The sequence below is a fragment of the Streptomyces sp. NBC_00285 genome (assembly GCF_036174265.1).
GTDB lineage: Bacteria > Actinomycetota > Actinomycetes > Streptomycetales > Streptomycetaceae > Streptomyces.
Window position 1 is genome coordinate 4,065,231 of the sequence record NZ_CP108055.1, and the last position, 11,577, is coordinate 4,076,807.

Below are 11,577 nucleotides of genomic sequence, written 5' to 3' on the forward strand. Positions count from 1 at the left end.
CACGGAACGGCCCACACCCGGGCACCCACGACAGAGGCCACCACACCCGGCCCCCGTAGCTCAGTGGATAGAGCAGGCGCCTTCTAAGCGCTTGGCCGCAGGTTCGAGTCCTGCCGGGGGCGCCACACGGCGGCAAAGTTGGCCGAAATGATCGTCGGCCACCCATACGAACCCGGCCGCAACCCTCACATTTCGTCCCCGGTGTCCGCTTCGACCGGGCCCCGCTTCCCTCTGCTCCACCCCGGCTCCCTCATCAGCCCAGCGGCCCCGGCCCTCCGGGGCGACCCGGATCCTGCGCGACCGCCCCTGTCACTGCCGCCGCGTAGAGTCGATCACCTGGGCCGGACCCCGCCGGGTCCGGGCGAGGGAGAGGGATCGACATGCAACTGCGGTGTGCCGTACTCGACGACTTCCAGGGCGTGGCGACCGAGCTCGCGGACTGGTCAGCGCTCGCGGACCGGGTCGAAGTCGTCTCCTACGACACCCACTTCGCCGACGAGGACGCCCTGGCCGCCGCGCTCGCCGACGCCGACATCGTGGTCACCCTGCGCGAACGCGTCCCCTTCCCCGGCTCCCTCATCGCCCGTCTGCCCCGGCTGAAGCTGCTCATCGCCTCCGGCATGCGCAACAGCGTCATCGACTACGCGGCCGCCGAGGCGCACGGCGTGACCGTCTGCGGTACGGCGAGTTCCTCGACTCCGCCGGTCGAGCTGACCTGGGCGCTGCTGCTGGGCCTGGCCCGCGGGATCGTCGAGGAGAGCAACGCCCTGCGCACGGAAGGCCCCTGGCAGTCCACCGTCGGCGCCGACCTGTACGGCCGCCGGCTCGGGCTGCTCGGCCTCGGGAAGATCGGCGGCTCGATGGCGCGGATCGGGCTCGCCTTCGGCATGGAGGTGAGCGCGTGGAGCCAGAACCTCACCGAGGAGCGCGCCGAGGAGGTGGGCGTGGACCGGGCCGGGTCCCTGGAAGAGCTGCTCGCGGAAAGCGACTTCGTCTCCGTGCACCTCGCCCTGGGCGACCGCACCCGAGGCCTGCTCGGCCCCGCCGAACTCGCTCTCCTCAAGCCCACCGCCTACCTGGTCAACACCTCGCGCGCGGCGATCGTCGACCAAGACGCGCTCCTCGCCGCCCTGCACGAGGGCCGTATCGCGGGCGCGGGCGTCGACGTCTTCGACACCGAGCCCCTGCCCGCCGGCCATCCGATGCGCACGGCCCCGCGACTGCTGGCGACCCCGCACCTCGGCTATGTCTCGCGGGCCAACTACGCGACGTACTACGGCCAGGCCGTCGAGAACATCCAGGCGTACCTGGCGGGCTCACCCGTCCGACGGCTCCCCTGAGCTGTCGCCCGCAGACGAGCTGTCGCCCTCAGTCGAACCGTCCTCCGAAGGCACCCTGCGGTAGATGCCCTCGCTCCGCCGCAGATGACACAGATCCACCAGGTACCGCCGCAACGTCACATGGTCGATGTCGTCGCTGTCCTCGCACCACGCCCGCAGCTTCTCGTTGACGATCCGCTCCGGGTACTCGACGCCCGGCTCGAAGGTCTGCTCGGCGATGTGCTGCAGGACCAGCTTCTTGCGGCTCCACTGGGCGGGCAGCCGCACGAGCCGCCCGTCCTGGACGAAGGTCCGCAGCACCGGATCCCCGGCGGCCGGTTCCTCGCCGGCCCGCTGCTGCCGCGCCGCGTCCCGCGCGTACTCCCGGAACAGGCCGTACGCCACGCCCAGGGCCCCGTCGGCCCCCTCCGCCACCACGCCCTGCTCGCCCAGCCGGTGCAGCGCCACGGCGGTCTCCCGCGCGGACAGTCCGGCCGCCCGGGCGACCTGCGCGGGGCTGTCGGCGCCCAGGGCAACCGCGGCGAAGGCCCGCACCCGCTTCTCCTCGGCGAACAGACGGATCACTTGGGCGGCCGGTTCGGTGTCGGTAGCCATGTCCGGAGGCTAGTGGAGCACCCCCCACCGGTCCGAGCGAATTTCTCTCGCACGCGGAAGCGGTACCCGGGCCTCCTGTTCAAAAAGGGTGATCCCCCCGTGAACGCCGTTACCAGGAGTGAGTGGGCGCGTTGAAGGGGGAGTGCGACGGCATGTCCTGCCGCCGCACCCCCCGAGTCAAAAGGAGAACGTGATGTCTCGCATCGCGAAGGCAGCCGGTGTCGCCCTCGGCACCGGTGCCGTGGTCATCGGCGGCGCCGGCCTGGCGCTGGCGGACGCGGGCGCCCAGGGCGAGGCCGTCGGTTCGCCCGGCGTCCTGTCCGGCAACCTCGTCCAGGTCCCGGTCCACGTCCCGGTCAACCTGTGCGGGAACACCGTCGACGTGATCGGCCTGCTGAACCCGGCGTTCGGCAACACCTGCGTCAACCAGAGCGGCCACAAGGGCAACCCCGGCCCGGGTGGACACGGCGGTTACGGCTACGGCCACTGATCGTCCGTACCGCGACACCGAAGCCCCGGCACCTCGAGCGCCGGGGCTTCTGCCATGTCCGCGGTGTCAGCGGGGTCAGCGGGAGGGCTCAGGCGTACCGGTAGATCCCGCTGACGTCCTCAAGCTGATCCGGCGTCACGTCCCACGGGGGCAGCTTCTCGTTGCGTGCCACGATCCGCTCGTGCTGGTCACTCGCCAGGCCGGGCGGCCTGGCCGGCAGATAACGGGCGCCGGCGTGCCGGCGCTGCCAGCGATACCAGCACAGGTCGATGAAGGCGTGGTGCATCCAGAAGACGGGGTCGTTGACGGACGCGCCGCCGACCATGGCCCCGCCGACCCAGCGGTGCACCCGGTTGTGGTTGCGCCAGGCGGCACTTCCCCGCCCGCTCCCCCACCCCTCCAGCTTGTTGCGGAACCCCCGGGTCACCGTCGAGTCCCAGGGCGAGACGTCGTAGACGGGGTCGGCGAGCGCCCCCTCCAGCTCGCTCTTCGTCGGCAGAGCGAGGGGAGCACTCACCCGCCCTAGGTCCCGGGTGAGGAACTCCCCGTCGGTGACGCCCTCCTTGAGGGTCCAGTTTCCGCTCGCGAAGGCGAACGGCCCGGTCATCACCTGCCGGTCCGAGCGCCGCCCGTTGCCGCCGAGGAGGTCCTTGGTCCAGGGCGCCGACGTCGTCGTACGGTCGCGGGTCCAGTCCCAGTACGGCATGGTCACCGACGAGTCGACCCTGCGCAGCGCCCGCTCCAGGTCCAGCAGGAAGCGCCGGTGCCAGGGCAGGAAGGAGGGCGCCATGTGGGCCGTACGCAAACCCTCCTCGCCGTCGGAGTTGTAGTACTCGATGTGGGTGCGCACGAACTGGTCGTACTCACCGCGCCGTTTCACCTCCAGCATCGCCTTCACGAACCGCCGCTTCTCGCCGACGGTCAGTGTGCTGACGTCCTTACGCGTGTACGCCATGGTCTCCCCCCATGTGTTCCTGTTCTCCGTCACGCAGTTCCCGACCGGGACCGAGTTCGTCGACGGCGGCGCGGGCTGCGTCGAGCGGTGTGGCGTACGACCGGTAGTGGTCGACCATGCTCAGCCAGGTGCCGTCGGCGCGGCGCATCAGGTGCAGGGCCCGTCCGTCGACCGTGACATGCCACCGGGCGTCGCCGAGGACGCGCCCCGCGGAGGTGGCGGAGGTCCTGATGCCGCGGATGTGGCGGCCCCGGTAGGTCTCGTCGAAGACGATGTCCGCGGGCGGTTCGGCGGCGCGGATCGCTCGGGTGGCCGCGACGACCGGGACGAACGCCGCGGCGACGGCCACCGGCCCGAACAGCCCGAGCAGCAGGCCCCGCCGGCTCACCCGGGCGGGCCCGCCTCTCTGCCGTGCCGCCCCCTGGGGCTCCGCCCCCACCGCTGCTCCGCCGACACTCACGACCATTGCTGCTCCTCCGGTTCGGTTTTCCGTACCGGTAACCGCCGCACCCCCCTCTCGGTCACCGTCGAAGGGCCGCGAAAACCGACGGGCCCGGGCAGAAGCGCCCGGGCCCGTCGATCAGGTCGGTCCTACAGGCCCGGGCCCGTCACCAGGTCCGCGCCCGGGACCGTCTGGAGAACCGGGGCCAGGATGCCCACCTGGGGGAGCTTGGCGTCCGGGAGTCCGTAGTTGTCGGGGTTGGGCGCGGTGAGCGGGGCGTCCACGTCCAGGCCGGGAGCCAGGGTCCGCAGGTCGGAGGCCGGGGCCGCGACGCCGACGTGGTCGAAGTCGTCGCCGAGGATGTGCGGCAGCGGGGCGTGCAGGCCCGCGCCGGGCAGCGCACCGCCGACCGGCACCTGCGGCAGCACCCGCTCGGGGATGAGCCGCCCCTCGACGTACTGCGGGCCCTCGGGCGCGCCGGGCGTCAGCAGCGGAAGTTCCGCACCGAGCTTCGGCAGCTGCATGTTGAGGGAGTTCTCGACGCCCTCCAGCGGCACGGGGACCGGAACCGTGCCCACCGCGACGGCGGGGGTGGCGGCGCCCACCGCGGCCGCTACGCCCGTGATGACGGCGGCAATGGTTCCTCGGGTGGTCGACTTCATCTCAGGTACGGTGCCTTTCGGGAATCAGGAATCGGGAATCGGCAAGCTCAACGTCCTTCTCCCGTAACGATTCCGGGCCTGAGACCAGTACAAGATTCCCCCGTCTGCCGCAGTAATAGGACGTACGGCAATCAGCTCGTCCAGAAGTCCCACCAGCGCGTCAGGATCAGCATCCCGACGATCCCGATGTGCAACAGCGGTGGCACCCAGGCGAATTCGGCGAAGAACGTCCTCGCCCCGCCCGGTGCGGGCAGGAACCCACCGCGCACGGTGAACGACGTCACGCACCAGAACATGACGATCGTGGCGACCCACGCCAGACAGCACCACAGGCACAGCGCGTTGATCCGGTACAGCGACTCGAACTGGAGCCACGACACGAATCCGACGCCGAACACACAGCCGGCGTTGAACGTCAGCCAGTACCAGCGGGGAAAACGCGCGCCGGCCAGCAGACCGACGCCCACGCAGATCACGACGGCGTAGGCGGCCAGGCCCAGCATCGGGTTGGGGAACCCGAAGGCCGAGGCCTGGTCGCTCTTCATGACGCTGCCGCAGGACACCACCGGGTTCAGGCTGCAGCCCGGGGTGAAGTCCGGGTCCTGCAGCAGTTTGAACTTGTCGAGGGTGATCACCCAGGCGGCCCACAGTCCGGCGGCCCCTGTGATCACCAGCAGTGTGGCGAACCCGCGACTGCCGCCTGCGGTCCGATCCATCAGCCGCGCAGGTTGCGGGGCGAGAGCACGATGTGCGCCGCCTCGTTCAGCGTCTCCTCGGAACCCGCGAAGGCGGCCAGTGCCTCGGGGTCGACGGGCTTGCCGGGCTCGGCCTCGGGCCAGGGTCGGGTGGTGAACACGAAGTAGCAGAAGCCGCGTTCCTCGACCGCCGCGAGCCACTCGGGCGGCGGGACGCACTGGGCGTTGAAGCCCGGCATGGTGACGACGGCGGTGCCGGCCTCGACGAGCAGGCTGACCGGGAGGCTGGGCCGCGCCTTGCCGTCGACGAGGTCGCCGCCGACGGGCAGGCCGTTGTTCTCCAGCAGTGCCTCGACGGCGGCCGTCGAGCCCTCCGGGCCGGCCACGCCGTCGCCGAGGGAGTAGGCGAGGAGGTAGGGCATGTCGCCGTCGGGGGCTTCGCCGCTCCAGGCCATCACGACCAGCGTCCCCAGATCTGGGGCGTGGAAGGGTCGGGTTTCGCTTGAGGTTGAGGTCACCGCGTGACCTTATCGACGCACCGGAAGGCCGACGGCTGCCTTCTCACCCGACCGGGCGATCGCCCGCGTCCGCTCCACACGAACGAGGGAAGCACGTCGAACAGGCTGACAGGACCGGTCTCTTGCGGTGTGACACCGGTCCTGACGGCACGAGAGGAATGTCAGCTCTGAAGCGGAAGACCACCGAGAAGACCGCCTGAGTTCAGGGTGGTGGTCGCGCCCTTCACGGTGTTGAGCACGGAGTCCTTGTTCTCGGTGTCGAGCGCGTCCGACTGGTGCTGCAGCGGCATCGCGTCGCCGGGCTCGAGCCGACCGCTGGTGAGCGTGTTCACGGCGCCGTTGAGGCTGGTGGGCGTGAGGTCGGCGGTGTCGTAGGCGAACGCGGGCGCGGCGGCACCGGCGAGGGCCAGGGAACCGGCAACTACGGCGGCGGCCTTCAGGGACTTCATCGGGTTCCTTTCTGTCGGCAACTCACGTCACCGGAGGGAATTCGGACGTCGTGCCCAACGATCTCTGTCCGATACGGAAACCCCGCGCGCAGTAATTGGGCTTTCATGAAAAAGCCGTTGCGCCGGCCCCCGGAAAGGGCCGGCGCAACGAAACGGTTCGAACACATACGCCTTACGACACCGGCAGCAGACCCGAGGTCGGCAGCGAACTCGTCGGGAGCGAGCTGGTCGGCAGGGAGCTGGTCGGGAGTGAACTCGTGGGCAGCGAGCTCGTCGGCAGGCTGGGCAGACTCGGCAGTGCCGGCAGCCCGGGCAGGTTGGGGAGCGGCAGCTTCCCGCCCAGCAGTGTGGCGGCGAGGACGTTGACCAGCCCGGTCAGCACGCCCGTGACCGCCGGGACCACCTGTGTGACGTCGCCGGAGGTGACGGCCTTGAGCAGCGTGTCGACCGCCTTCTGGAGAGCGGCCAGCGAGTCGGCGACGAGGTCGGCCGGAAGCATCGCGGACGAAGCCGCCGAAGCCGCCGAGGCCTTGGAGTCGTCGGCGCTCTTCGTGAGCGAGGGAAGCGCCGGAAGCGTACTCGTGGGCAGCGAACTCGTCGGCAGCGTAGGGGCCGGCGGGGCCACGGGTACCGCCGGCGCCGCCGGAGCCGCGGCCGAGACCTTGGCGATGGCGTCCTTCACGGCGTCACCGAGCTTGGTCGCCTCCTCGGGCGAGAGCTGGCCGCTGTCGGCCTTCAGTACGGCGTTGAGCAGATCGGTGACCGGGGTGAGCACCGCGCCGAGGTTCCCGAGGCCCTGGACCTGGGCGAGGAGCGCGTCCGCACCGGGAACGGGCGCCCGGGAGGCGGCCTGGACGCGGGCCCGAGCCGTTTCGGTCTCGGCCGCCGCCGCGGCCGGTCCGGCGAGCCCCAGCAGAAGGGCGCCGCAGAGGGCAGAGGAGGCGATACGCCGGGCGGGCAGACCACGCATGGGTGTTCCTTTCGAGCACGAGGGATCTTGTGTCCACCGTGGAAGCGCCCACCGCGCTCTGCAACCGAGCGAATACGCCACGCAATCACGTCCGCCGCGTCAACCTTGCGTTCCCCCTGGTGAGGGCCATGTCAAGCGCAGCCGACCACATCGGGCCCCCGACCCCCATTCGGGGCAACGGGCCGAAGGAAACGAGAACCGGCCGGGCTCCCGTGATGGAGTCACGGGAGCCCGGCCGGCAAAGGGGACGACGTTGACGTCAGTCGTTGACGCAGGTGTTGCCGAACGCCGGGTTCAGCAGGCCGATCACGTTGACCGTGTTGCCGCAGACGTTGACCGGGATGTGAACCGGAACCTGGACGACGTTGCCCGACAGCACACCCGGGGAGTGGGCGGCGGCGGCCTGCGCGCCGGAGTCGGCGACGGCGAGGCCGGCGCTGCCCGCAACGGCGGCGGCAGCAACAGTCGTCAGGGCCAGGCCCTTCGCAATACGCGACATGGGGAGGTGCTCCTTGGGGTTGACACAAACATCCGGGCGGGGATGCCCGGCGCTGTGTCAACGCGCGACGCGCCCGCGGGTTGTGCCCCCAATGGGGTGATCTCACGAGAGCCGCGACTCCGCCATTCCGACACACTTGTCGCCTTTCAGCTGATTAATACGGATAGCGACTAGTGTTGCGGACCTCCTGAAACACCCCTATAGCCAGCTCGTCGCACCCATAGGGGCCCGTACTTTCCGGAAGGGCAACGCCGGTCATGCCTAAATCCCCGGGTCCGCTACTGCGTCGCACCCTGGCGGTCTCCCTGGCCCTCCTCGCCGTAGCCGCCGCGCCGCCCGCGCCGCCCTCGCCGGAGGGGCAGCGCATCCCGTTCGCCGAGCGCCACCACGCGCTCCAGCACGGCGGCATGGTCCGCGCGGCCAACACCTCGATCAGCTGCCGTACGACGGCGGCCGCCTGCTCTGCCGCCCGTGAGGGCCGGGCCGTCAACGGCGACTTCGACATGTTCTACGTGGACGTCGACAGCGACCCGAACACCTACAACTCCTCCCGCGCCGAGGTCCGGCTGCCTGCGGGCTCCCGGGTGACGTACGCGCGCCTGTACTGGGGCGGCAACCTCAAGGTGGGCGAGCAGAAGCCGCCGAAGGACAACGGGCGGGTGCTCGTCGCCGAGCCGGGCGGCCAGTACAAGGAGGTCCTCGCCGACACAGTCGTGGGCCACCGGGTGGCACAGGGCGCGGACGCCTTCCAGGCCTCGGCGGACGTCACGAAGCTGGTGCGCGCGAGCGGTTCGGGTCTGTACACGGTGGCCCAGGTCAATGTGGCGATGGGCAGGTCGGTCGCCGGCGCCTGGGGCGGATGGACGCTCGTGGCGGCGTACGAGAACCCGCGCGAGCCCCTCAGACACCTCGTGCTCTGGGACGGGTTCGACACACCGGCCGCCGGCGTCGGGGCGACGATCCGGGTGCCCTTTCCGAAGGGGGCCACGGGCCGCGTCGGGCTCGTCGCGTACAACGGCGACCGCGGCCGAACGGGTGACTCGTTCACTCTTTCGACGGACGGCCGACCGGGGGGACCCCTCACCGACACCGCCAACCCCCGTACAGACGTACTGAATTCGACCATCAGTGAGCCCGGACCTGCCCCTGCACGGCGTGAGCCCTCGTACTCGAACACCCTCGGCTACGACTCGGATGTGTTCGATCTCGGCAAGGCGCTCGGGTCCGGTGGTGACCAGCTGGCCTTCCGGCTCGTTTCCCAGCGCGACGCGGCGTGGACCGGTGTGCTCTTCGCCGCCGTCGATGCCCGCAAATGAGGCGCGTTCCCGCCCCTCTTGAGCACCACCCGTGAGCGAGGAAACCGCGCATGCACCAGTCAGGCACCGACCCCCGGCCACGGGTCCTGCACCTCACCCAGCCGGTGGACGGCGGGGTCGCCCGGGTGGTGACGGACCTGGCGAGGGCCCAACTCGCGGCGGGCCTGCACGTCACGGTCGCCTGCCCGGACGGCCCGCTCACACCCGCACTCCGGGCGCTCGGCGCCAACGTACTGCCCTGGGCTGCGACCCGCTCGCCCGGCCCCGCGCTCCTTGGGGAGGTACGGCGGCTCTCCCGCGTGATCGGCCAGGTGCGGCCCGACCTGGTGCACGCGCACAGCGCGAAGGCCGGGCTCGCGGGCCGGCTCGCGGTGCGGGGGCGGATCCCGACCGTGTTCCAGCCGCACGCCTGGTCCTTCGAGGCGGTCGGCGGACCCACCTCGGCGCTCGCGCTGCGGTGGGAGCGGGAGGGGGCGCGCTGGGCGCACCGGATGGTGTGTGTGAGCGAGGCGGAGCGTGCGACCGGCGTGCGCGCCGGGATCGCCGGCCGCTGGAGTGTCATCCCCAACGGCATCGAGCCGCAGCGCTTCCATCCCGCCGCCGTCGACACCGTACGCGCGTCGCTGCTGCCCGATGTCGATCCGGCGGCCCCGCTCGTGATGTGCGTGGGGCGGCTGTGCCGGCAGAAGGGCCAGGACGTCCTGCTGCGGGCCTGGGAGGCCATCCTGGCGCGGGTGCCCGGGGCTCGGCTCGTGCTGGTCGGTGACGGCCCGGACGCCGCCGCCCTCAGGGACAGGTCGCCGCGGTCCGTGGTGTTCGCGGGTTCCGTCGCCGACAGCGTGCCCTGGTACCAGGCCGCCGACCTGGTCGTCCTGCCCTCGCGCTGGGAGGGCATGGCGCTGGCGCCGCTGGAGGCGATGGCGTGCGGGCGGCCGGTGGTGGTGACGGACGTCGACGGCGCCCGGGAGAGCCTGCCGCCGGGTCTCGCCCCGCGCTGCCTCGTGCCGCCCGGTGATCCGGCCGCCCTCGCGCGCGCCGTCAGCGATCTGCTGCTCGACCCGCTGCTGCGCGAGTCGATCGGCCATCAGGGGCGTCGGCACGTCCTGGCCACACACGACGTACGGCACACGGCCGGGGCGGTGGCGGACGTGTACCGCGAGCTCCTCGGCGGCGAGTTCGCAGGGCGCATCGCGCCCACCGAGTACAGGGAGTCCATCCACTCGTGACCGCGGAAAGTACCGTCCCCTCGCCCGGCGGGCAGCCACGGAATCTGCGATTCTCGCCTGTCTCGCTCATGCCGCCACGCGGCACCACCACCGGCTTCCGGTTCCCGTTGCGCCGGCCTCCGGCCCGGCCCGCGTCGCCGGTGCCGCTGCTCGCGGCCGATGTCTTCGCCGCCCTGATCGGTGCCTCCGCGATGGCCGAGGCCCTGCGCCATCCGATGCTCGCGGCCCTGCTGGTCGCCGCGTCGACACTGCTGCGCCCGCAGCTGCCCGGGCCCGTACCGGGAATCCTCGACGAACTGCCCACCGTCTGCGGCCGGATCGCGGTGGCGTGGCTCGCGGTCGCGGCACTCGTCGCCGCCTACGACGCGGACCTGGCCCTCGGCGCCGGCACGCTCGCCGGCGGTTTCCTGATCCAGTCGGTGGTGGCCTGCGTGGGCCGCGGCAGCGTGCACTGGCGCCGCCGCACGGCCCGGCTGGCCCGACCGCGCGCCGCCCTCGTCGTCGGCCCGGCGGGCACCGCGCAGCGCGTGGCCGCCGCCGTGCTGCGCCATCCGCGCTGCGGGGTGCGGCCGGTGGGCGTGGTGTCCGACCAGCAGGACGGCTCCGAGGGGCTGCCCGTACTGATGACGGGCGAGGAGGTCCAGCGCGCCCTCATCCAGAACGGCGTACGGGAGGTTCTCGCCGTCCATCCCTCCGTACGGTCCGAACAGGGGCCGCTGCTGCGGGCGCTCGCGGAGTCGGGCTGCGCGGTGTGGGAGGTGGACGCGGACTCTCCGTCGTACGCGACGCGGCACCAGCTCGCCGGGTTCTCCTGCCGCCGTCTGGACATGGGTCGACGGCGGCGTGGCAGCGTCGGCAAGCGGGTGCTGGACGTGGCCGTGTCCGGGACCCTGCTCCTGCTGGTCGCTCCGCTGCTGGTGGTGTGCGCGGTGGTGCTGCGGCTGACCGACGGCCGGGGTGTGGTGTTCCGCCAGGAGCGCATCGGCAAGGACGGCAAGCCGTTCACGCTGCTGAAGTTCCGCACCCACCGCCCGGTCGACGAGCGCGAGGCCGCGACCCGGTGGAGCGTGGCGAACGAGATCCGGATGTCCTGGTTCTGCCGCTTCCTGCGCAAGACCTCCCTGGACGAGCTGCTCCAGCTGTGGAACGTCTTCTGGGGCGACATGAGCCTGGTCGGTCCGCGCCCCGAACGCCCTTACTTCGTCGGCAAGTTCAGCCAGACCTACCCCGGTTACGCGGCCCGGCACCGGATGCGGACCGGCATCACCGGTCTCGCCCAGATCAACGGGCTGCGCGGCGACACCTCCATCGAGGACCGGGCCCGCTTCGACAACGCCTACATCGACAACTGGTCGCTGTGGCAGGACATCTGCATCCTGCTGCGCACCGCGGCCGCGCTCGTGCGTCCGACGGGGAGCTGA

The 11,577-nt window shown here is 71.5% G+C and carries 14 protein-coding genes and 1 tRNA gene; 6 read left to right on the forward strand and 9 right to left on the reverse strand.

Annotated elements, in window-relative coordinates:
- Positions 1-49 precede the first annotated feature (49 nt).
- Positions 50-125, forward strand: a tRNA-Arg gene (locus OHT57_RS18760).
- Between the two features lie 255 nt (positions 126-380).
- Positions 381-1,340 carry a D-2-hydroxyacid dehydrogenase family protein gene (locus OHT57_RS18765; RefSeq protein ID WP_328747584.1) on the forward strand — a complete coding sequence of 320 codons (960 nt, stop codon included), beginning with the start codon at positions 381-383 and terminating at the stop codon, positions 1,338-1,340.
- On the opposite strand, the gene OHT57_RS18770 is transcribed toward OHT57_RS18765, so the two are convergent.
- The gene (locus OHT57_RS18770) at positions 1,317-1,934 is read right to left on the reverse strand and encodes a DUF2087 domain-containing protein (RefSeq protein ID WP_328747586.1); all 618 of its coding nucleotides are present in this window, start codon (positions 1,932-1,934) and stop codon (positions 1,317-1,319) included. The two genes, OHT57_RS18765 and OHT57_RS18770, sit on opposite strands and share 24 nt — an antisense overlap.
- A gap of 193 nt (positions 1,935-2,127) precedes the next feature.
- On the opposite strand from OHT57_RS18770, the gene OHT57_RS18775 reads away from it, so the two are divergent.
- Entirely contained in the window at positions 2,128-2,424 is a 297-nt protein-coding gene (locus OHT57_RS18775) for a chaplin (RefSeq protein ID WP_328747587.1), read from the forward strand.
- Positions 2,425-2,512: 88 nt separating this feature from the next.
- On the opposite strand, the gene OHT57_RS18780 is transcribed toward OHT57_RS18775, so the two are convergent.
- The 8 genes from OHT57_RS18780 to chpG form a co-directional block, all read right to left on the reverse strand.
- Positions 2,513-3,379, reverse strand: a complete 867-nt coding sequence (locus tag OHT57_RS18780; protein ID WP_328747589.1) for a tyrosinase family protein — start codon at positions 3,377-3,379, stop codon at positions 2,513-2,515.
- Positions 3,363-3,845: a tyrosinase family oxidase copper chaperone gene (locus OHT57_RS18785; RefSeq protein ID WP_328747590.1), complete on the reverse strand. Its 483-nt coding sequence runs from the start codon at positions 3,843-3,845 to the stop codon at positions 3,363-3,365. Before OHT57_RS18785 ends, OHT57_RS18780 begins: the two co-directional genes overlap by 17 nt.
- A gap of 125 nt (positions 3,846-3,970) precedes the next feature.
- Positions 3,971-4,483 (reverse strand): hypothetical protein, encoded by a 513-nt coding sequence (locus OHT57_RS18790; protein WP_328747591.1) that lies wholly within the window; start codon positions 4,481-4,483, stop codon positions 3,971-3,973.
- A gap of 131 nt (positions 4,484-4,614) precedes the next feature.
- Positions 4,615-5,199, reverse strand: a complete 585-nt coding sequence (locus tag OHT57_RS18795; protein WP_328747592.1) for a vitamin K epoxide reductase family protein — start codon at positions 5,197-5,199, stop codon at positions 4,615-4,617.
- Complete coding sequence (locus OHT57_RS18800) at positions 5,199-5,696, reverse strand: DUF5949 family protein (RefSeq protein ID WP_328747593.1); 498 nt, start codon at positions 5,694-5,696, stop codon at positions 5,199-5,201. The genes OHT57_RS18795 and OHT57_RS18800 overlap by 1 nt, the downstream gene beginning before the upstream one ends.
- A 161-nt stretch (positions 5,697-5,857) precedes the next feature.
- Entirely contained in the window at positions 5,858-6,145 is a 288-nt protein-coding gene (locus OHT57_RS18805; protein ID WP_328747594.1) for a hypothetical protein, read from the reverse strand.
- A 172-nt stretch (positions 6,146-6,317) separates the two neighbouring features.
- Positions 6,318-7,115, reverse strand: a complete 798-nt coding sequence (locus tag OHT57_RS18810; RefSeq protein WP_328747595.1) for a hypothetical protein — start codon at positions 7,113-7,115, stop codon at positions 6,318-6,320.
- A 259-nt stretch (positions 7,116-7,374) separates the two neighbouring features.
- Entirely contained in the window at positions 7,375-7,614 is a 240-nt protein-coding gene (gene chpG, locus OHT57_RS18815) for a chaplin ChpG (RefSeq protein ID WP_328747596.1), read from the reverse strand.
- Positions 7,615-7,871: 257 nt separating this feature from the next.
- Here chpG and OHT57_RS18820 point away from each other — a divergent pair, with 257 nt between their 5' ends.
- Genes OHT57_RS18820 through OHT57_RS18830 form a run of 3 tightly spaced genes read left to right on the forward strand, consistent with a single transcriptional unit; the run spans position 7,872 to position 11,577 of the window.
- Entirely contained in the window at positions 7,872-8,930 is a 1,059-nt protein-coding gene (locus tag OHT57_RS18820) for a DUF3344 domain-containing protein (protein ID WP_328747597.1), read from the forward strand.
- A gap of 50 nt (positions 8,931-8,980) precedes the next feature.
- Positions 8,981-10,156: a glycosyltransferase gene (locus OHT57_RS18825; RefSeq protein WP_328747598.1), complete on the forward strand. Its 1,176-nt coding sequence runs from the start codon at positions 8,981-8,983 to the stop codon at positions 10,154-10,156.
- On the forward strand, positions 10,153-11,577 hold the full coding sequence (locus OHT57_RS18830) for an exopolysaccharide biosynthesis polyprenyl glycosylphosphotransferase (RefSeq protein ID WP_328747599.1): 1,425 nt from the start codon (positions 10,153-10,155) through the stop codon (positions 11,575-11,577). Before OHT57_RS18825 ends, OHT57_RS18830 begins: the two co-directional genes overlap by 4 nt.

Coding starts and splice junctions, on each gene's coding strand:
- OHT57_RS18790 (WP_328747591.1), bottom strand. CDS start 4,483: ATGAAGTCGACCACCCGAGGAACCATTGCCGCCGTCATCACGGGCGTA.
- OHT57_RS18770 (WP_328747586.1), bottom strand. CDS start 1,934: ATGGCTACCGACACCGAACCGGCCGCCCAAGTGATCCGTCTGTTCGCC.
- OHT57_RS18795 (WP_328747592.1), bottom strand. CDS start 5,199: ATGGATCGGACCGCAGGCGGCAGTCGCGGGTTCGCCACACTGCTGGTG.
- OHT57_RS18785 (WP_328747590.1), bottom strand. CDS start 3,845: ATGGTCGTGAGTGTCGGCGGAGCAGCGGTGGGGGCGGAGCCCCAGGGG.
- chpG (WP_328747596.1), bottom strand. CDS start 7,614: ATGTCGCGTATTGCGAAGGGCCTGGCCCTGACGACTGTTGCTGCCGCC.
- OHT57_RS18810 (WP_328747595.1), bottom strand. CDS start 7,115: ATGCGTGGTCTGCCCGCCCGGCGTATCGCCTCCTCTGCCCTCTGCGGC.
- OHT57_RS18825 (WP_328747598.1), top strand. CDS start 8,981: ATGCACCAGTCAGGCACCGACCCCCGGCCACGGGTCCTGCACCTCACC.
- OHT57_RS18775 (WP_328747587.1), top strand. CDS start 2,128: ATGTCTCGCATCGCGAAGGCAGCCGGTGTCGCCCTCGGCACCGGTGCC.
- OHT57_RS18805 (WP_328747594.1), bottom strand. CDS start 6,145: ATGAAGTCCCTGAAGGCCGCCGCCGTAGTTGCCGGTTCCCTGGCCCTC.
- OHT57_RS18765 (WP_328747584.1), top strand. CDS start 381: ATGCAACTGCGGTGTGCCGTACTCGACGACTTCCAGGGCGTGGCGACC.
- OHT57_RS18820 (WP_328747597.1), top strand. CDS start 7,872: ATGCCTAAATCCCCGGGTCCGCTACTGCGTCGCACCCTGGCGGTCTCC.
- OHT57_RS18780 (WP_328747589.1), bottom strand. CDS start 3,379: ATGGCGTACACGCGTAAGGACGTCAGCACACTGACCGTCGGCGAGAAG.